Origin of the sequence: Streptomyces sp. NPDC014870, assembly GCF_043081505.1 — a bacterium.
Taxonomy (GTDB): domain Bacteria; phylum Actinomycetota; class Actinomycetes; order Streptomycetales; family Streptomycetaceae; genus Streptomyces.
Genome location: NZ_JBIBWQ010000005.1, coordinates 51915 through 69633, shown reverse-complemented (window position 1 = coordinate 69633; position 17719 = coordinate 51915). Strand labels below are relative to the sequence as shown.

Genomic DNA, 17719 nt, shown 5'->3' with positions numbered 1-17719 from the left:
CCGAGCCACTTTCGGGGGGCGCGCCCCGCGGCGCCGCCCCCCCCCCCGGGGGGGGGGGGGGGCCCCCCCCCCGGGGCCCCGGGGCCCCCCCCCCCGGGGCGCGGCGCCGCCCGTCCCCCCACCCCACCCCACCCCACCCGACCCCGTCCACGGGCCGGACGGGAAACGCCCACCACCCGGGCCCACGGCACCATGGGCCCGTGACCGTCATCGACATCCCCGGCTCCAAGTCCGTCACCGCTCGCGCGCTCTTCCTCGCCGCCGCGGCCGACGGGACCAGCACGCTCCTGCGGCCGCTCGTCTCCGACGACACCGAGGGCTTCGCCGAAGGGCTCAAGGCCCTCGGGTACGAGGTCCGGCAGGAGGCCGACGCCTGGCACATCCAGGGGCGTCCCCAGGGCCCCGCCGCCGGCGAGGCCGACGTCTACTGCCGCGACGGCGCCACGACCGCCCGCTTCCTCCCCACCCTCGCCGCCGCCGGCGCCCACGGCACGTACCGCTTCGACGCCTCCGCCCAGATGCGCCGCCGCCCCCTCGGCCCCCTCACCACCGCCCTGCGCGCCCTCGGCGTCGACCTGCGCCACCACGAGCGCGAGGGCCACCACCCCCTCACCGTGCACGCCGCGGGGATCAAGGGCGGTGCGCTCACCCTCGACGCCGGCCAGTCCTCCCAGTACCTGACCGCGCTCCTCATGCTCGGCCCGCTCACCGCCGAGGGCCTCACCATCACCGTGACCGACCTGGTCTCGGAGCCGTACGTCGAGATCACCCTCGCGATGATGCGTGCCTTCGGCGCGGACGTCACCGTGGCCCGGGACGGCCAGGAGGGGCGTACGTACACCGTCGCGCCCACCGGCTACACCGCCACCACCTACGCCGTCGAGCCCGACGCCTCCACCTCCTCGTACTTCTTCGCCGCCGCCGCGCTCGACCCCACCCCCGGCCGCGAGGTCACCGTCCCCGGCCTCACCACCGGCGCCCTCCAGGGCGACCTCGGCTTCGTCGACGTGCTCCGCCGGATGGGCGCCGAGGTGGAGACCACCGACGCGGCCACCACCGTCCGCTCCACCGGCCGGCTGCGCGGGCTGACCGTCAACATGCGCGACATCTCCGACACCATGCCGACCCTCGCCGCCCTCGCGCCCTTCGCCGAAGGGCCCGTCCGCATCGAGGACGTCGCCAACACCCGGGTCAAGGAGTGCGACCGCCTCGACGCCTGCGCCGAGAACCTCCGCCGCCTGGGCGTCACCGTCGCCACCGGCCCCGACTGGATCGAGATCCTGCCCGGCACCCCCACCGGACCCGCCGAGATCGCCACCCACGGCGACCACCGGATCGTCATGTCCTTCGCCGTGACCGCCCTGCGCACCCCCGGCATCACCTTCGACGACCCCGGCTGCGTACGGAAGACGTTCCCCGCGTTCCACCAGGTCTTCGGCGCCGCGTTCGGAGCGTTCACCCGCACCCGGTGAAGGGCGCGCGGTCTTTGCGGCAAGAATGGGGGCATGAGCGACCGCCCCTCTCCTCTCGCCGACCCGCACCTGGTCTTCGATCCGACCGAAGGCCGCCGGGACATCGTCGTCCTCGGCTCCACCGGGTCCATCGGCACGCAGGCCATCGATCTGGTCCTGCGCCACCCCGACCGCTTCCGGGTGACCGCCCTCGCCGCCTCCGGCGGCCGGGTCGAACTGCTCGCCGAGCAGGCCCACCGGCTGCGCGTCGGGGCGGTGGCCGTCGCCCGCGAGGACAAGGCCGCCGAGCTGCGGGAGGCGCTCACCGCGCTCTACGGCCCCGGCGCGGCGCTCCCCGAGATCCTCGCCGGGCCCGACGCGGCCACCCAGCTCGCCGCCTCGCCCTGCCACACGGTCCTCAACGGCATCACCGGCTCCATCGGCCTCGCGCCCACCCTCGCCGCCCTCGAAGCCGGCCGCACCCTCGCCCTCGCCAACAAGGAGTCGCTGATCGTCGGCGGCCCGCTGGTCAAGGCGGTCGCCAAGCCCGGCCAGATCATCCCGGTCGACTCCGAGCACGCCGCGCTCTTCCAGGCGCTCGCCGCCGGCACCCGCGCCGACGTCCGCAAGCTGGTCGTCACCGCCTCCGGAGGCCCCTTCCGCGGCCGTACGCGCGCGGAGCTGGCACACGTCACCCGCGAGGACGCGCTCGCCCACCCGACCTGGGCCATGGGCCCCGTCATCACGGTCAACAGCGCGACCCTGGTGAACAAGGGCCTGGAAGTCATCGAGGCGCACCTCCTCTACGACATCCCCTTCGACCGCATCGAGGTCGTCGTCCACCCCCAGTCGTACGTCCACTCCATGGTGGAGTTCACCGACGGCTCCACCCTCGCCCAGGCCACCCCGCCCGACATGCGCGGTCCGATCGCCCTCGGCATCGGCTGGCCGGAGCGCGTCCCCGACGCGGCCCCCGCCTTCGACTGGACCAAGGCCTCCAGCTGGGAGTTCTTCCCGCTCGACACCGAGGCCTTCCCCTCCGTCGGCCTCGCCCGGCACGTCGGCGAGCTGGGCTCCACGGCCCCCGCCGTCTTCAACGCGGCGAACGAGGAGTGCGTCGAGGCGTTTCTCGCCGGAAGGCTGCCCTTCAACGGAATCATGGATACGGTCACGGCTGTCGTCACCGAGCACGGCACCCCCGACCGGGGAACCCCGCTCACGGTGTCGGACGTCCTTGAAGCGGAGACCTGGGCCAGGGCCCGGGCCCGGGAACTGGCAGCACAGGCTGCGAAGGCGACCGCGGAGGCGCACGCATGACCGTACTTCTGACGCTCCTCGGCATCGCGCTGTTCGCGTTCGGGCTGCTCGTCTCCATCGCCTGGCACGAGCTCGGCCACCTCTCCACGGCCAAGCTCTTCGGCATCCGCGTGCCCCAGTACATGGTCGGCTTCGGCCCCACCATCTGGTCCCGGAAGAAGGGTGAGACGGAGTACGGCATCAAGGCCATCCCGGCCGGCGGCTACATCCGGATGATCGGCATGTTCCCGCCCGGCAAGGACGGCCGGATCGAGGCCCGCTCCACCTCGCCCTGGCGGGCGATGATCGAGGACGCCCGCGAGGCCTCCTTCGAGGAGCTCAAGCCCGGCGACGAGAAGCGGCTCTTCTACACGCGCAAGCCGTGGAAGCGCGTCATCGTGATGTTCGCCGGCCCGTTCATGAACCTGATCCTCGCCGTCCTGCTCTTCTTCGGCAGCGCGATGGCCGTCGGCTTCGAGACCCAGACCACCAAGGTCGCGGGCGTCACCAACTGCGTCATCGACCAGAGCGAGAAGCGCGACACCTGCAAGGCGACCGACCGGCCCTCCCCGGCCAAGGCGGCCGGCCTGCTCAAGGGCGACCGGATCGTCGCCTTCAACGGCGAGCGCGTCACCGACTGGAACACCCTCTCCGACCGCATCCGCGCCACCACCGGGGCCGCCACGGTCACCGTGCTGCGCGACGGCAAGGAGGTGGACCTCAAGGCCACCCTCCTGGAGAACAAGGTCCTCAAGAAGGACGCGGACGGCCGGGTCGTGCAGCCCGCGCAGTACGTCTCCGCCGGCTACCTCGGCTTCGAGTCCGGCCGCGAGGTCGTCCCGCTCACCTTCGGCGAGTCCGCCTCCCGGATGACCGACCAGCTCCAGGCCGGCTTCGAGTCCGTCCTCGCCCTGCCCGGCAAGATCCCGGACCTCTGGGACGCCACCTTCGGCGACGGCGAGCGCAAGCAGGACTCGCCCGTGGGCGTCGTCGGCGCGGCCCGCATCAGCGGCGAGCTGATGAGCATCGAGGCACCGGCGGAGACCCGGCTGGTCTTCTTCCTCCAGCTGCTCGTGATGTTCAACGTGTCGCTGTTCCTGTTCAACATGCTGCCGCTGCTCCCGCTCGACGGCGGTCACATCGCAGGCGCCCTGTGGGAGTCCGTCCGCCGCCACACCGCGCGGATCTTCCGGCGCCCCGACCCGGGCCCGTTCGACGTGGCCAAGCTGATGCCGGCCGCGTACGTCGTGGCGGGCGTGTTCGTCTGCTTCACCCTGCTCGTCCTCGCGGCGGACATCGTCAACCCGGTGAAGCTGACGTGACCGATCGGTGGCCGGACCCCCTGGGTGTCCGGCCACCCGTGCCCGGGGCGGTAATCTCGAATACCTGAGCCCGATGAACCACACCTTGGGGTTGTACAGCTGATGACCGCGATTTCTCTCGGTATCCCGTCCGTTCCGACCCGGCTCGCCGAGCGGCGCAAGAGCCGCCAGATCCAGGTCGGATCGGTCGCGGTGGGCGGGGACGCGCCCGTCTCGGTGCAGTCGATGACGACGACCCGTACGTCCGACATCGGCGCCACGCTCCAGCAGATCGCCGAGCTGACCGCCTCCGGCTGCCAGATCGTGCGCGTCGCCTGCCCCACGCAGGACGACGCCGACGCGCTCGCGACGATCGCGAGGAAGTCGCAGATTCCGGTGATCGCCGACATCCACTTCCAGCCGAAGTACGTCTTCGCCGCCATCGACGCCGGCTGTGCGGCCGTCCGCGTCAACCCCGGCAACATCAAGCAGTTCGACGACAAGGTCAAGGAGATCGCGCACGCCGCCAAGGACGCGGGCACCCCGATCCGGATCGGCGTCAACGCGGGCTCGCTCGACGCCCGGCTGCTGAAGAAGTACGGCAAGGCCACCCCGGAGGCGCTCGTCGAGTCCGCCCTCTGGGAGGCGTCCCTCTTCGAGGAGCACGGCTTCGGCGACATCAAGATCTCGGTCAAGCACAACGACCCGGTCGTGATGGTCAACGCCTACCGCCAGCTCGCCGCCCAGTGCGACTACCCGCTGCACCTCGGCGTCACCGAGGCCGGCCCCGCCTTCCAGGGCACCATCAAGTCCGCGGTCGCCTTCGGTGCGCTGCTGTCCGAGGGCATCGGCGACACCATCCGCGTCTCGCTCTCCGCGCCGCCGGTCGAGGAGGTCAAGGTCGGCAACCAGATCCTGGAGTCGCTGAACCTCAAGCCGCGCCGCCTGGAGATCGTCTCCTGCCCGTCCTGCGGCCGCGCCCAGGTCGACGTGTACAAGCTCGCCGAGGAGGTCACCGCCGGCCTCGAGGGCATGGAGGTCCCGCTGCGCGTCGCCGTCATGGGCTGCGTCGTCAACGGCCCCGGCGAGGCCCGCGAGGCCGACCTCGGCGTCGCCTCCGGCAACGGCAAGGGCCAGATCTTCGTCAAGGGCGAGGTCATCAAGACCGTCCCCGAGTCGAAGATCGTCGAGACCCTCATCGAGGAGGCGCTGAAGATCGCCGAGCAGATGGAGAAGGACGGCGTCGCCTCGGGCGAGCCGACGGTCGCCATCGGCGTCTGACCCCGCCCCGCAATCACCCCCACGAGGCCCCGCCGCACCCGCGCCGGGGCCTCGCCCCGTCCCGGCGCCACGCCCCGTCCGTCGCGTCCGAACTCCGGAACCCGGTCCCCGAGCCCACCGGGCCATCGGGGCGTCCGGCCCCTGTGCCCCGGCGCCCGCCCGCGCCCCCGGTCCCCGGACGGGCTCCCCGGCGCTCGCCCGCCGCCTCCCCGACGCGCCAGGTACAGTGCGGAGAATCAGCAGACCGCATGGTGAGGCCCCCTCGTGTTGACGCAGACCACCACCCGGGTCCTCGAACCCGCCGACCTCGGCGCCGCGCTCGCCGTCCTGGAGAGCGCCCCCGTCGAGAACGCCTTCGTGACCGCCCGCGTCCAGGCCGCCGGACTCGACCCCTGGCGTCTGGGCGGCGAGATGTGGGGCTGGTACACCGACGGACGGCTGCGCTCGCTGTGCTACTCCGGCGCCAACCTCGTCCCCGTCTGCGCCACCCCCGACGCCGTCCGCGCCTTCGCCGACCGCGCCCGCAGGACCGGCCGCCGCTGCTCCTCGATCGTCGGCCCCGCCGAGCCCACCACCCAGCTCTGGAACCTCCTGGAGCCCAGCTGGGGCCCCGCCCGCGACATCCGCGCCCACCAGCCGCTGATGGTCACCGAGGCGCCCTCCGCGACCGTCGAGGCCGACCCGCTCGTCCGCCGCGTCCGCAAGGACGAGATGGAGCTGATCATGCCCGCGTGCGTGGCCATGTTCACCGAGGAGGTCGGCATCTCCCCGATGGCCGGCGACGGCGGCCTGCTCTACCAGGCCCGCGTCGCCGAGCTCGTCGGCACCGGCCGCTCCTTCGCCCGCGTCGAGGACGGCAAGGTCGTCTTCAAGGCGGAGATCGGCGCCGCCACCCGCCAGGCCTGCCAGATCCAGGGCGTCTGGGTCGCCCCCGAACACCGCGGCCGCGGCCTGTCCGAGACCGGCATGGCCGCCGTGCTCCGCTACGCGCTCGCCGACGTCGCCCCCGTCGTCAGCCTGTACGTCAACGACTACAACACCCCCGCCCGCGCCGCGTACCGCCGCGTCGGCTTCCGCGAGGTCGGCGCCTTCATGAGCGTCCTGTTCTGAAGCGTCCTGTTCGGAAGCACGCGTTCGGGAGCGCTTGTAAGGTGCGGCGCATGGATGACGCCGAGACCCACGTCAGGATCGGACCGATCGACCTCGCCGAACGGGTCGACGAGGCCCTCGCCGTTCAGGCGGTCGCCTTCGGACTGAGTCAGGACGAGGTCGTCGTCCGCCGCCACATCGTGCTGCGCCACCTCCAGAACCCCGGCGCCCGCGCGTACGGCGCGACCACCGACTCGGGCCGGCTCGTCGGCTTCGTGTACGGGATGCCCAACGACCGCGCCCACTGGTGGTCCGGCATCGTCGAGCCGTACCTCCGCGCCAACGGCACCGTCGACTGGCTCGACGACTCCTTCGTGATCACCGAGCTGCACGTCCACCCCGGCCACCAGGGCCGGGGCGTCGGCCGCGAGCTGATCACCACCATCACCGACCAGTCGAAACTGCCCCGCTCGATCCTCTCCGCCATCGACACCGAGAGCCCCGCCCGCGGCCTCTACCGCTCCCTCGGCTACATCGACCTCGCCCGCCAGGTCCACTTCCCGAGCGCCCCCCGCCCGTACGCCGTGATGGGCGCCCCGCTCCCGCTGCCGCGACGGGCCGCGAGCGGGAACTGATTTCCGCCCGCGCGGGGCACCCGGCTAACCTCCTAGCCATCACCCAGATTTCCGGCAGGAGTACGAGAACCATGGCCAACGCACCGGTCCAGCGCATGTCCCAGTTGATGGCGAAGACGCTGCGCGACGACCCGGCGGACGCCGAGGTCCTCAGCCACAAGCTCCTCGTCCGGGCCGGCTACGTGCGCCGTACCGCCGCCGGCATCTGGAGCTGGCTGCCCCTGGGCAAGAAGGTCTTCTCCAACGTCGAGCGGATCGTCCGCGAGGAGATGGACGCCATCGGCGCCCAGGAGGTCCTCCTCCCCGCCCTGCTGCCCCGGGAGCCCTACGAGGCGACCGGCCGCTGGGACGAGTACGGCGCCGAGCTCTTCCGCCTCAACGACCGCAAGGGCGGCGACTACCTCCTCGGCCCGACCCACGAGGAGATCTTCACCCTCCTGGTGAAGGACCAGTGCTCGTCCTACAAGGACCTGCCGGTCATCCTGTACCAGATCCAGACGAAGTTCCGCGACGAGGCCCGTCCCCGCGCCGGCATCCTGCGCGGCCGCGAGTTCCAGATGAAGGACTCCTACTCCTTCGACACGGAGGACGAGGGCCTCGCCCAGTCCTACGCCCTGCACCGCGAGGCATACCGGCGCGTCTTCGAGCGCCTCGGCCTCGACTACCGCATCGTCGCCGCCACCGCCGGCGCCATGGGCGGCTCCAAGTCCGAGGAGTTCCTCGCGCCGGCCGAGGCCGGCGAGGACACCTTCGCCGACTGCCCGAACTGCGACTTCGCCGCCAACACCGAGGCGATCTCCTACGAGCTCCAGCCGGTCGACGGCTCCGCCGTCCCCGCCGCCGAGGAGATCCCCACCCCCGACACCCCGACCATCGAGACCCTGGCCGCCTCCCTCGGCGTCCCGGCCTCCGCCACCCTCAAGAACCTCCTGGTGAAGGTCGACGGAGAGATCATCGCCGTGGGCGTGCCCGGCGACCGCGAGGTCGACCTGGGCAAGGTCGAGGAGCACTTCGCCCCCGCCGCCGTCGAGATGGTCACCGAGGCCGACTTCGCCGAGCGCGCCGACCTCGTACGCGGCTACGTCGGTCCGCAGGGCCTGGAGAAGGTCACGTACATCGCCGACCCGCGCGTGGCCCCCGGCACCGCGTGGATCACGGGCGCCAACAAGGAGGGCATGCACGCGAAGAACGTCGTCGCGGGGCGTGACTTCGAGGTCGACCGCTACGTCGACGTGGTCGTCGTCCAGGAAGGCGACCCGTGCCCCAAGTGCGGCACCGGCCTGAAGCTGGACCGCGCCATCGAGATCGGCCACATCTTCCAGCTCGGCCGCAAGTACGCCGACGCCCTCAAGCTCGACGTCCTCGGCCAGAACGGCAAGCCGGTCCGCGTCACCATGGGCTCGTACGGCATCGGCGTCTCCCGCGCCGTCGCCGCCCTCGCCGAGCAGTCCGCCGACGACAAGGGACTGTGCTGGCCCGCCGAGGTCGCCCCGGCCGACGTGCACGTGGTCGCCGCCGGCAAGGCGCTCCAGACCGAACTGGCCCTGGAGGTGTCCGAGAAGCTGCGCGCCGCGGGCCTCCGTGTCCTGGTCGACGACCGCGCGGGCGTCTCGCCCGGCGTCAAGTTCACCGACGCGGAGCTCATCGGCGTCCCGAAGATCCTCGTCGCGGGCCGCCGCTCGGCCGAGGGCGTTCTGGAGCTGAAGGACCGCCGCACGGGCGAGCGCGAGGAACTGCCGGTCGACGAGGCCATCGCCCGCCTGAGCGCCTGACACAGGCCGTACGCGGGGGCGGGAGCCTTCGGGCACCCGCCCCCGCGTGGCGTCACGCCGCCTCGTCCCGGGGGAACGGCTCCACGGGCGCGCCCGTCAGCGTCTCGTCCAGGGTGAGCGGGGGTTCCGGAAGAGCCAGGTCCTCCATGGCAGGGACACCCGGCAGGGCCTCCTGCCGGGGCGCCGCGCTCTCGCCTGGCGCGGGCGCGGCACGCTCGAGGAACCTCAGCAGCTCCACCGGGATCGGCAGCACCAGCGTCGAGTTCTTCTCCGCCGACACCGCCATCACCGTCTGCAACAGCCTCAGCTGCAGCGCCGCCGGCTCCGCCGACATCACGCCCGCCGCCTCCGCCAGCTTCTTCGACGCCTGCAGCTCCGCGTCCGCGTTGATCACCCGCGCGCGCCGCTCCCGGTCCGCCTCCGCCTGCCGGGCCATCGACCGCTTCATGGTCTCCGGCAGGGACACGTCCTTGATCTCCACGCGGTCGATCTGCACGCCCCATCCGATCGCAGGCGAGTCCAGCATCAGCTCAAGGCCCTGGTTGAGTTTCTCCCGGTTGGAGAGCAGGTCGTCCAGATCGCTCTTGCCGATGATCGACCGCAACGAGGTCTGCGCCATCTGCGAGACCGCGAACTTGTAGTCCTCCACCCGCACCAGCGCCTCGGCCGCGTCCACCACCTTGAAGTAGACGACCGCGTCCACGCGCACCGTCACGTTGTCCCGCGTGATGCCCTCCTGCGCGGGCACCGGCATCGTCACGATCTGCAGGTTCACCTTGTGGAGCCGGTCCACGAACGGAAGGATCATCGTGAAGCCCGGCTGGCGGACATCGCCCAGCAACCGGCCGAAGCGGAAGACCACGCCCCGCTCGTACTGCTTCACCACGCGCGCCGCCGCGCCCACGTACACCACGACAGCTACTCCGGTCGCCGCAGCCGCCGCCAGAAGCTCCTCGACCATCACGGCCCCCAAAGGTCCGAGCCGAGTCTTACAGCAAAGGTATTCCCCTACAGCCAGCCCGCGAACTCCAGGAGCAGCTCCGCGTCCTGCCGACGGCCCGCGGACAGCGCCCGCGTCGCCGACTCGACCGCTCGGAACAGCGTCCAGCCGCGCAGCCGCTCCCGGTCCACCTCCAGCGAGTCCGCGAGACGGTTGACCCGCCGCCGGGCCGCCGAAGCCCCCGCAGAAGCCGCCACCAGGTCCTCGACCCGGTCCCGCACAAGACGCGCCAGGTCGTAGGCGCGCTCGCCGACCAGCGGCTCGGGGCCCACGGCCAGCCACGGCGCCCGGTCACCCGCGAGCACCTTGCCCTGCCGGAAGTTCCCGTGCAGGAGCAGGCTCTCCGGGGACAGCGCGACCAGCTCCTCGCGCACATCGAGCGCTGCGGCGGTCAGCGCGGCCGTCTCGGCATCGGCGCGGTAGGCGTCCATCGCCGTCGCCTGCCGGGCCGTGCGCTCGGCGACCGTCTCGAAGCCGTGCCCTGCGGGCGGCTCGACCCACAGCCTGCGTACCGTGCCCGCCGCCTCCAGGAGCGCCTTGGCCTCCGGCAGCGACCGCAGCGACACCTCGGGGTGCAGCCGTTCCAGCAGCAGCGAACCGTCCTCGGGCGCGTCGAGCAGCCGTACCGCGCCCCAGCCGTCCCAGTGCGCCAGCGCGTCCCGCTCCAGATCGGGCCGCGCGGCCTCGGGGGCGATCTTCAGCGCGGCGGGGGAGCCGTCGGGGCGCCGCACCAGCACCACCAGGCTGCTGCGCCCGCCGGGCGCCATCACCCGCTCGACGTCCAGGGAGGCGTGCTCGACCGCGGTCAGGGCGAGCTCGGGCAGCTTCCCGAGCCACTCGGCCGCGACCGCGTCCCCGTACGTCTCGCCGAGCGTCCGCGCCAGTCGCTGCGGCGGTTCGAAAGCCATGCGTGCGTTGTTCCTTCTGCAGTACGAAAGCCTGGTCGGGGCCGGTTCCGGCCCCGAGTCACACCCGCTCGGCGAGCCCAGGAAAGGTTACGTCGGTGCCGCGCCAGCGGACGGCCCGGACCGCCGCCTCGCGCAGCGCGGCGGCGGCGTCCCGCCGCAGCGGCCCCTCCGCCGCCCGGACCAGGTCGGAGTACACCCCGGCCACCCGGTCCTCCAGGACGGCGGCGAGCCGCACGGCCGCGGCCGGGTCGGGCACCGCGAACGGCAGCTGATAGCCGGCCGCCGCGGCGACCGGCTCACCGCCCAGGTCCCGCACGGTCCTGCGCAGGGCGTCGCGCCTGGCCCGGTGCGCCTCGTGCGCGGCCATGGCCTCCGCCCGCCGCTCGGCGCCGATCCGGCCGCCGACGACCCCGTACCCGTACACCGCCGCGTGCTCGGCGGCGAGCGCCGCCCGGGCCGCTTCCAGGGCGCTCATGCCCGGCCTCCTTCGGTCAGCAGATACGCGTGCGCGGCGCCGGAGGCCGCCACCGAGGCGAGCAGCCGGGCGTACTCGGGCGGGGCGTCGAGCAGCGCCGCCGCGTGCGTGTCGGCGGTCCTGCGCGCGAGCGCCGCGAGGTCCTTGAGCGCGAGCGCCGGATCGGCCGGTACGGGAAGCGGGGTGGGGGTCGCCGGGGCGGAGGCGGCGGGTGTCGTGGTCCGCCCGTCGCCCGGATCCGCCGACCGGGTGTCGGCCGAAGGAGCGGCGTTTCCGGCGCCCCCGGCGTTCCCGGTCTCCGCGGCGTCCACGGCCTGCCCGGCCTCCCCGGGCGTGCCGGCGGCCGTCGGGTTCCCGGCCGCCTTCCCGGCCGCCCCGTTCCCCGCCGCGCCGGGTGTGCCGCCCGTCGTCCCGCTCCCGGAGCGGCCGTAGGCGTCCAGGGCCTCCGCGCCCTCCGCGAGCGCGGCGGCGTGCGCCGCCACCGCCGACCGCAGCGGGGTCAGCCGCGCGGTCAGCGCCGGATGGGCGGCGAGCACCGCGTCGTAACGTTCCAGCAGGGTCCGGCTCGTCGCCGCCGAGCGGCGCCGCAGCGCCGCCTCGGCCCGCGCCGCCAGCTCGTCCGCGCTCGGCTTCCTCGGCCGCCCGGGGCCGCCCTCGGCGGTGCAGCCGACCAGCGTCACCGCCCCCGCGGCCAGGAGCGCGCGCCTGCCCAACGTCCCCGTGCGCCCCACATTCACTCCCTCGGCCCGGTCGAAGATCACCGCTGGCGAGCGTACCCGCGGCCCCCGGGCCCGTGGACGGCAACACCCCCCGCGACCGGATACCCTTTGGTCTGACACGCGACGAAACCCACAACAGCACACGCGGCCGAGGAGTCACCCGGATGAGCACCACCCAGAGCGACAGGCTGCGAGCACTCCTTGAGCCGCTCATCGCCGCGCAGGGACTCGACCTCGAAGAGATCGAGGTGGCCTCCGTGGGACGCAAGCGGGTGCTGCGCGTGGTCGTCGACTCCGACGAAGGTGCCGATCTGGACCAGGTCGCCGATGTGAGCCGCGCGCTCTCGGAGACGCTGGACGAGACCGACGCGATGGGCGAGGGGGAGTACACCCTCGAGGTCGGCACCCCGGGCGCGGAGCGCCCGCTCACCGAGCCCCGCCACTACGTGCGCGCCACCGGGCGCCTCGCCAAGCTGCAGCTGACCGACGGCGCCGAGCTCGTCGCCCGGATCCTCGCCGTGGACGAGACCGGCGTCGACCTCGAGGTGCCGGGCGTGAAGGGGCGCAAGCCCACCGCCCGCCGGGCCGAGTTCGCGGACATCGCCAAGGCGCGTGTCGAGATCGAGTTCAACCGCAAGGACAAGAAGGAAGAGGAGGCGTAGCCGTGGACATCGACGTGAAGCTCCTGAAGGGCTTGGCACAGGAGAAGGAGATCTCCTTCGAGATGCTGGTCGAGGCGATCGAGTCGGCCCTCCTCATCGCGTACCACCGCACCCCCTCGGCCCGCCGCCACGCGCGCGTGGAGCTGAACCGGCAGACCGGTCATGTGACGGTGTGGGCGAAGGAGGACCCCTCCGAGCTGGAGGAGGGCCAGGAGCCCAAGGACTTCGACGACACGCCGTCGGATTTCGGCCGGATCGCGGCCAGCACCGCCCGCCAGGTCATCCAGCAGCGGCTGCGGGACGCCGAGAACGACGTCACCTTCGGCGAGTACGCCCGCCGTGAGGGCGACATCGTCGCCGGGCAGGTGCAGCAGGGCAAGGACCCGAAGAACGTCCTCGTCCGCCTCGACGACAAGCTGGAAGCCATCCTTCCGGTGCAGGAGCAGGTGCCGGGCGAGGAGTACACGCACGGTCTGCGGCTGCGCACGTACGTCGTCCGGGTAGCCAAGGGTGTCCGCGGTCCGTCCGTCACCCTTTCGCGTACGCACCCCAATCTGGTGAAGAAGCTGTTCGCCCTGGAGGTCCCCGAGATCGCCGACGGTTCCGTCGAGATCGCGGCGATCGCCCGTGAGGCCGGCCACCGCACCAAGATCGCCGTACGGTCCACCCGTTCGGGCCTGAACGCCAAGGGCGCCTGCATCGGCCCCATGGGCAGCCGGGTGCGCAACGTGATGGCGGAGCTGCACGGCGAGAAGATCGACATCGTGGACTGGTCCGACGACCCGGCCGAGATGGTGGCCAGCGCGCTCTCCCCGGCCCGGGTCTCCAAGGTCGAGATCGTCGACCTGGCGGCCCGCTCGGCCCGGGTGACCGTGCCGGACTACCAGCTGTCGCTGGCGATCGGCAAGGAGGGCCAGAACGCCCGCCTGGCCGCCCGGCTCACCGGCTGGCGCATCGACATCCGGCCGGACACCGAGCAGCCGTCCGAGGACGCGCGCGCCCGGGACTGAGCGCACCGAGGGACCCGCGAGGGTCCCGGGGAATGAATCTCGCCGTCGTCACGTGGTGCGACGGCGAGATCACGACAGACGACCGTTCGATTCTTGCCCCAAACGGGTGGGGTCGCTACGGGGAGGTAGACTTAAGCGTGTCTGGCCGGACGCAAGACCGAGCGTGCCCTGAGCGAACCTGTGTGGGATGCCGGGAGCGAGCGGCCAAGAGCGATCTGCTGCGCATCGTGGCGGTCGAGGGCGCGTGCGTCCCCGATCATCGCGGTACGCTGCCCGGCCGGGGTGCGTATCTGCACCCCGCCTCGGTCTGTCTCGACCTGGCGGTCCGCCGCCGGGCGTTCCCGAGGGCCTTCAAGGTCCAGGGTCCGCTCGAAACGGCGGAAATCCGCTTTCATGTCGAGCAGGCAGCACCGTAAGAAGAAGTACGGCACGGATAACCGTGCGGTCAGGTACCTCGCGAGTTGGAAGTAGGTCGAGATTGCGATGAGCACTCGATGAGTACGCGATGAGTACGCCCATGAAGTAGCGACGGTCCGGCGGTAACCGGACCTAAAAGGAGCGAAGTGGCTAAGGTCCGGGTATACGAACTCGCCAAGGAGTTCGGTGTGGAGAGCAAGGTCGTCATGGCCAAGCTCCAAGAACTCGGTGAATTCGTCCGTTCGGCGTCCTCGACGATCGAGGCGCCGGTCGTGCGCAAGTTGACTGATGCGTTGCAGGGTCCCGGCGGTGGCGCCGGCAAGACCGCTGCGAAGCCTGGCGCGCCTCGTAAGGCCGCCCCCGCGAAGCCCGCGGCGCCGTCTCCGGCCGCCGCGGCACGTCCCGCTGCCCCCAAGCCCGGCGCACCGGCCCCCAAGCCGGCCCCCGCCGCGCCCGCGGCCCCGGCCGCCCCGGTCACGCCGGCGGCCCCCGCGAGCAGCACCCCCTCTCCGGCTCCGGCCGCCTCGGGCCCCCGCCCGGGCCCGAAGCCCGCGCCCAAGCCGGCCACGCCGGCTCCGGCCGCCCCCGAGTTCACCGCGCCTCCGTCGGCTCCCGCCGCCGGTCAGCGCCCCGGTGGCGCCACCCCGGGCCCCCGGCCCACCGGCGAGCGTCCGGCCCGTCCGGGTCAGGGCGCGCCGCGTCCGCAGGGCCAGGGTGCCCCGCGTCCGCAGGGCCAGGGCGCTCCGCGTCCGGGCGGTGCCCGTCCGGCCGGTCCTCGTCCGGGCAACAACCCCTTCACCTCGGGTGGCTCCACCGGAATGGCGCGCCCGCAGGCGCCCCGTCCGGGTGGCGGCGCCCCCCGTCCCGGCGGCGGTGCCGTTCCGGGTGCCCCGCGTCCGCAGGGCGGCCCCGGTGGCGCCCCGCGTCCCCAGGGTCAGGGCGGCCCCCGTCCGACCCCCGGTGGCATGCCTCGTCCGCAGGCTCCCCGTCCGGGCGGCGCGCCCGGCGGTAACCGTCCGAACCCGGGCATGATGCCGCAGCGTCCCGCTGCCGGCCCGCGTCCCGGTGGTGGCCCCGGCGGCCGTGGCCCCGGTGGCCCCGGTGGTCGTCCGGGTGGCGGCGGCGGTCGTCCCGGTGGCGGCGGCTTCGCCGGCCGTCCGGCCGGTCCCGGTGGTGGCGGCGGCGGCTTCGCCGGCCGTCCCGGCGGTCCCGGTGGCGGCGGCGGTCGTCCGGGTGGTCCCGGCGGCGGTGGCGGCGGCTTCGGCGGTCGTCCCGGCGGCTTCGGTGGCCGTCCCGGTGGTCCCGGTGCCCGTGGTGGCACGCAGGGTGCCTTCGGTCGTCCCGGTGGTCCCGCGCGTCGCGGTCGCAAGTCGAAGCGTCAGAGGCGCCAGGAGTACGAGGCCATGCAGGCCCCGTCGGTCGGCGGCGTGATGCTGCCTCGCGGCAACGGCGAGACCATTCGCCTGTCGCGCGGTGCGTCCCTCACCGACTTCGCCGAGAAGATCGGCGCCAACCCGGCGTCGCTCGTCGCGGTGATGATGAACCTCGGTGAGATGGTCACGGCCACGCAGTCCGTCTCCGACGACACGCTGACCATGCTCGGCGAAGAGATGAACTACACCGTTCAGATCGTCTCGCCGGAGGAGGAGGACCGCGAGCTCCTCGAGTCCTTCGACATCGAGTTCGGCGAGGACGAGGGCGGCGAAGAGGCTCTGGTCTCCCGTCCGCCGGTCGTCACCGTCATGGGTCACGTCGACCACGGAAAGACCCGACTGCTCGACGCCATCCGCAAGACCAACGTCGTCGCGGGCGAGGCCGGCGGCATCACCCAGCACATCGGTGCCTACCAGGTCACGACCCAGGTCAACGACGAGGACCGGGCCATCACCTTCATCGACACCCCGGGTCACGAGGCGTTCACCGCCATGCGTGCCCGTGGTGCGAAGTCGACCGACATCGCGATCCTCGTGGTGGCGGCCAACGACGGTGTGATGCCCCAGACGATCGAGGCGCTCAACCACGCCAAGGCGGCCGACGTGCCGATCGTCGTCGCGGTCAACAAGATCGACGTCGAGGGCGCCGACCCGACCAAGGTCCGCGGTCAGCTGACCGAGTTCGGTCTGGTGGCCGAGGAGTACGGCGGCGACACCATGTTCGTCGACATCTCCGCCAAGCAGGGTCTCAACATCGACTCCCTGCTCGAGGCCGTGGTCCTCACCGCGGACGCCTCGCTCGACCTGCGGGCCAACCCGAACCAGGACGCGCAGGGCATCGCGATCGAGTCCCACCTCGACCGCGGTCGCGGTGCCGTCTCGACCGTCCTCGTCCAGCGCGGAACGCTGCGCATCGGCGACACCGTGGTGGTCGGCGACGCGTACGGCCGTGTCCGGGCGATGCTCGACGACAAGGGCAACAACGTCGAGGAGGCGGCCCCGTCGACTCCCGTCCTGGTGCTCGGTCTCACCAACGTGCCGGGTGCCGGCGACAACCTCCTGGTCGTCGACGAGGACCGTACGGCGCGTCAGATCGCCGAGAAGCGCGCTGCGCGTGAGCGCAACGCCGCCTTCGCCAAGCGCGTCCGCCGGGTGTCCCTCGAGGACCTCGACAAGGTGCTCAAGGCCGGTCTGGTCCAGGAACTCAACCTCATCATCAAGGGCGACGCGTCCGGTGCGGTCGAGGCTCTCGAGGCCTCGCTGCTCCAGCTCGACGTCGGCGAAGAGGTCGACATCCGTGTCCTGCACCGCGGTGTGGGTGCGGTCACCGAGTCCGACATCGACCTGGCCATGGGCTCCGACGCCATCGTCATCGGCTACAACGTCCGGGCTGCCGGCCGTGCGGCGCAGATGGCGGAGCGCGAGGGTGTCGACGTCCGGTACTACTCGGTGATCTACCAGGCCATCGAGGAGATCGAGGCGGCGCTCAAGGGCCTCCTCAAGCCGGAGTACGAAGAGGTCGAGCTCGGTACGGCGGAGATCCGCGAGGTCTTCCGCTCGTCCAAGCTGGGCAACATCGCCGGTGTCCTCATCCGCTCCGGCGAGGTCAAGCGCAACACCAAGGCGCGCCTCGTCCGCGACGGCAAGGTCATCGCCGAGGACCTCACGATCCACGGTCTGCGCCGCTTCAAGGACGATGTCACCGAGATCCGCGAAGGCTTCGAGGGCGGTATCAACCTCGGAAACTTCAACGACATCAAGATCGACGACGTCATCGCGACGTACGAGATGCGCGAGAAGCCGCGCGCCTGACGGCAGCGGTAGTACCGGGGCCGGTCGGCGGAAAGTATTCCGTCGATCGGCCCCGGCCGTTGCGTGTACGGTTCTGGTGTTCCTGCCAAGCGAGGGCCTGGCAGGCCACCGAACCCGAACCGGCGGGACATCCGGCACTACATGTACGTGGGGACTCTGTCCTTCGATCTGCTCCTCGGCGACGTTCATTCGCTGAAGGAGAAACGCTCCGTCGTCCGGCCCATCGTCGCCGAGCTCCAGCGCAAGTTCTCCGTGAGCGCGGCCGAGGTGGGCGACCAGGACCTCCATCGCAGGGCCCGTCTCGGGGTCGCTCTGGTGGCCGGGGACGCGGGGTTCGTGTCGGACGTGCTGGACCGCTGCGAGCGGCTGGTCGCGGCGAGGCCCGAGGTGGAGCTGCTGTCGGTGCGACGCAGGCTCCACACTGATGAAGACTGAATGAGCAAGGCAAAGAAGGAGAA

Annotated in this window: 16 protein-coding genes; 12 read left to right on the top strand and 4 right to left on the bottom strand. The window is 72.4% G+C overall.

The annotated features are described in order from the left end of the window. Positions 1 to 200 precede the first annotated feature (200 nt). From aroA to ACF09C_RS15890, 7 genes are all read left to right on the top strand, one after another. Positions 201 to 1472, top strand: a complete 1272-nt coding sequence (gene aroA / locus ACF09C_RS15920; RefSeq protein ID WP_392092063.1) for a 3-phosphoshikimate 1-carboxyvinyltransferase — start codon at positions 201 to 203, stop codon at positions 1470 to 1472. 33 nt (positions 1473 to 1505) lie between these two features. Beyond that, positions 1506 to 2768, top strand: coding sequence for a 1-deoxy-D-xylulose-5-phosphate reductoisomerase (dxr, locus tag ACF09C_RS15915; RefSeq protein WP_392092062.1), 1263 nt, complete (start codon positions 1506 to 1508; stop codon positions 2766 to 2768). Beyond that, on the top strand, positions 2765 to 4069 hold the full coding sequence (locus ACF09C_RS15910) for a M50 family metallopeptidase (RefSeq protein ID WP_392092061.1): 1305 nt from the start codon (positions 2765 to 2767) through the stop codon (positions 4067 to 4069). The genes dxr and ACF09C_RS15910 overlap by 4 nt, the downstream gene beginning before the upstream one ends. Positions 4070 to 4171: 102 nt before the next feature. Further along, entirely contained in the window at positions 4172 to 5329 is a 1158-nt protein-coding gene (gene ispG, locus ACF09C_RS15905; protein ID WP_392092060.1) for a flavodoxin-dependent (E)-4-hydroxy-3-methylbut-2-enyl-diphosphate synthase, read from the top strand. 264 nt (positions 5330 to 5593) lie between these two features. After that, a complete protein-coding gene (locus ACF09C_RS15900) occupies positions 5594 to 6439 on the top strand; it encodes a GNAT family N-acetyltransferase (RefSeq protein WP_392092059.1) in 846 nt (281 codons plus the stop codon). Positions 6440 to 6489: 50 nt separating this feature from the next. Beyond that, complete coding sequence (locus ACF09C_RS15895; protein ID WP_392092058.1) at positions 6490 to 7053, top strand: GNAT family N-acetyltransferase; 564 nt, start codon at positions 6490 to 6492, stop codon at positions 7051 to 7053. Positions 7054 to 7124: 71 nt separating this feature from the next. Further along, positions 7125 to 8825 (top strand): proline--tRNA ligase, encoded by a 1701-nt coding sequence (locus ACF09C_RS15890; protein WP_392092057.1) that lies wholly within the window; start codon positions 7125 to 7127, stop codon positions 8823 to 8825. A gap of 52 nt (positions 8826 to 8877) precedes the next feature. Here the strand turns inward: ACF09C_RS15890 and ACF09C_RS15885 are convergent, their stop codons facing one another. Genes ACF09C_RS15885 through ACF09C_RS15870 form a run of 4 tightly spaced genes read right to left on the bottom strand, consistent with a single transcriptional unit; the run spans position 8878 to position 11969 of the window. Next, a complete protein-coding gene (locus ACF09C_RS15885) occupies positions 8878 to 9786 on the bottom strand; it encodes a slipin family protein (RefSeq protein WP_392092056.1) in 909 nt (302 codons plus the stop codon). 47 nt (positions 9787 to 9833) lie between these two features. After that, the gene (locus tag ACF09C_RS15880) at positions 9834 to 10733 is read right to left on the bottom strand and encodes an aminoglycoside phosphotransferase family protein (protein ID WP_392092055.1); all 900 of its coding nucleotides are present in this window, start codon (positions 10731 to 10733) and stop codon (positions 9834 to 9836) included. 58 nt (positions 10734 to 10791) lie between these two features. Then, complete coding sequence (locus tag ACF09C_RS15875) at positions 10792 to 11208, bottom strand: ferritin-like domain-containing protein (RefSeq protein WP_392092054.1); 417 nt, start codon at positions 11206 to 11208, stop codon at positions 10792 to 10794. After that, positions 11205 to 11969 carry a hypothetical protein gene (locus tag ACF09C_RS15870; protein ID WP_392092053.1) on the bottom strand — a complete coding sequence of 255 codons (765 nt, stop codon included), beginning with the start codon at positions 11967 to 11969 and terminating at the stop codon, positions 11205 to 11207. The genes ACF09C_RS15875 and ACF09C_RS15870 overlap by 4 nt, the downstream gene beginning before the upstream one ends. Positions 11970 to 12091: 122 nt before the next feature. On the opposite strand from ACF09C_RS15870, the gene rimP reads away from it, so the two are divergent. The 5 genes from rimP (at position 12092) to ACF09C_RS15845 (ending at position 17696) form a co-directional block, all read left to right on the top strand. Then, complete coding sequence (gene rimP / locus ACF09C_RS15865) at positions 12092 to 12589, top strand: ribosome maturation factor RimP (RefSeq protein ID WP_392092052.1); 498 nt, start codon at positions 12092 to 12094, stop codon at positions 12587 to 12589. Positions 12590 to 12591: 2 nt separating this feature from the next. After that, on the top strand, positions 12592 to 13599 hold the full coding sequence (nusA, locus tag ACF09C_RS15860) for a transcription termination factor NusA (RefSeq protein WP_392092051.1): 1008 nt from the start codon (positions 12592 to 12594) through the stop codon (positions 13597 to 13599). A gap of 137 nt (positions 13600 to 13736) precedes the next feature. Next, on the top strand, positions 13737 to 14015 hold the full coding sequence (locus tag ACF09C_RS15855; RefSeq protein WP_392092391.1) for a YlxR family protein: 279 nt from the start codon (positions 13737 to 13739) through the stop codon (positions 14013 to 14015). A gap of 147 nt (positions 14016 to 14162) precedes the next feature. Next, positions 14163 to 17261 carry a translation initiation factor IF-2 gene (gene infB / locus ACF09C_RS15850; protein WP_392092050.1) on the top strand — a complete coding sequence of 1033 codons (3099 nt, stop codon included), beginning with the start codon at positions 14163 to 14165 and terminating at the stop codon, positions 17259 to 17261. Positions 17262 to 17402: 141 nt separating this feature from the next. Next, a complete protein-coding gene (locus tag ACF09C_RS15845) occupies positions 17403 to 17696 on the top strand; it encodes a DUF503 domain-containing protein (protein WP_362415579.1) in 294 nt (97 codons plus the stop codon). Positions 17697 to 17719 lie beyond the last annotated feature (23 nt).